1 protein-coding gene and 1 pseudogene are annotated in these 1,018 nt (G+C 65.3%); both read right to left on the reverse strand.

The features are described 5' to 3' along the window. Positions 1–63: 63 nt before the first annotated feature. The gene (locus FG385_RS35210) at positions 64–315 is read right to left on the reverse strand and encodes a hypothetical protein (RefSeq protein WP_235022954.1); all 252 of its coding nucleotides are present in this window, start codon (positions 313–315) and stop codon (positions 64–66) included. Positions 316–639: 324 nt separating this feature from the next. Continuing rightward, a pseudogene (locus FG385_RS33735) lies at positions 640–930 on the reverse strand (GIY-YIG nuclease family protein); the annotation flags it as partial. Positions 931–1,018: the final 88 nt, after the last annotated feature.

Raw genomic sequence — 1,018 nt, forward strand, 5'->3', positions numbered from 1 at the left:
TGTCTCATTGTCAGACACGCAGGCGCCACACAGACCCACTTGACATCAACTCGCAAGCCCTAACTACGCGGCATTGCCCTTAACCCCGACGAGTCCTGGCGCGCCGCTCGCATCCAGGCCAAACGCGCCCGCTCCGCCGCCGAAGCCGTCCCCCGGCGATCGGCCGAGTGCCACCCGGTTGGCCAACGCATCGCCGGCGTCCGAGACGTCCTCGGTGAGCACCACGACGCCCGTCGTCGCCGCCCAGCAGCGGGCCGAACTTGCCGAGTCGCACCCGGACGACCCGGCCGTGGTGCTCACCTGCGGGCGGCTCATCGAACGCGAACGCGCCGCCGCCCGCGAACCGAGCCCAGTTCGACCGCACCTGGACCCGGGCCACCCGAGCCAAACTCACCCAATGGCTCGAAGCCAACGATCGACGCTTAATACGGCAGCGGGACGCCCCACGTCTGGCTGCCGCTCGGTGCGCAGCGCTACTCGCCTCAGCTGGACCGCTGCGTTCCAGGTCGCAAGTATCGGTTCAACGGACCCATCGCGTTCGACGGCCGCCCGAGTCCGGCGTCAGCACCACCGCCGACCCGGGCTAAAAGTGGTACATGTCAGCGCCCAATGAAGTAGGCAGAGCCAACCAGCTCACCTCTAGTTCCGGTCAGGCCACGCCGATCGGCTCTGGAAGTACTGCGATGCCTCCGGTGTGTCGGTGAACTCAAGTAGGTTGCCGAGCTTCTCCGCCAAGGCCGCGCGAATTTCCTGCGGCGTGATGAAGAAGAACTCTCGGCGAAGGTTGACCCGGTTGAGACGACGATCGGCGAACGTCTTGTGCAGCTCGTTCTCAAGCGCGACCGCATCTTCCGAAAAATGAAGCAGGTGCGTATCAAAGGGGAACGGAACTGAGGCGTCACCGAGCTCCACGATCCGGTCTCGAGGCTCGAGGCGCCGAGTGAGCTTCCCCCCGGATCGTGGAGGACTCCTCTATGCGGCTCGGTTGGACGCACTGGTCTCGTAGTCGATCGGAGAT

The sequence above is a fragment of the Amycolatopsis alkalitolerans genome, from assembly GCF_006152065.1.
Classification (GTDB): domain Bacteria; phylum Actinomycetota; class Actinomycetes; order Mycobacteriales; family Pseudonocardiaceae; genus Amycolatopsis_E; species Amycolatopsis_E alkalitolerans.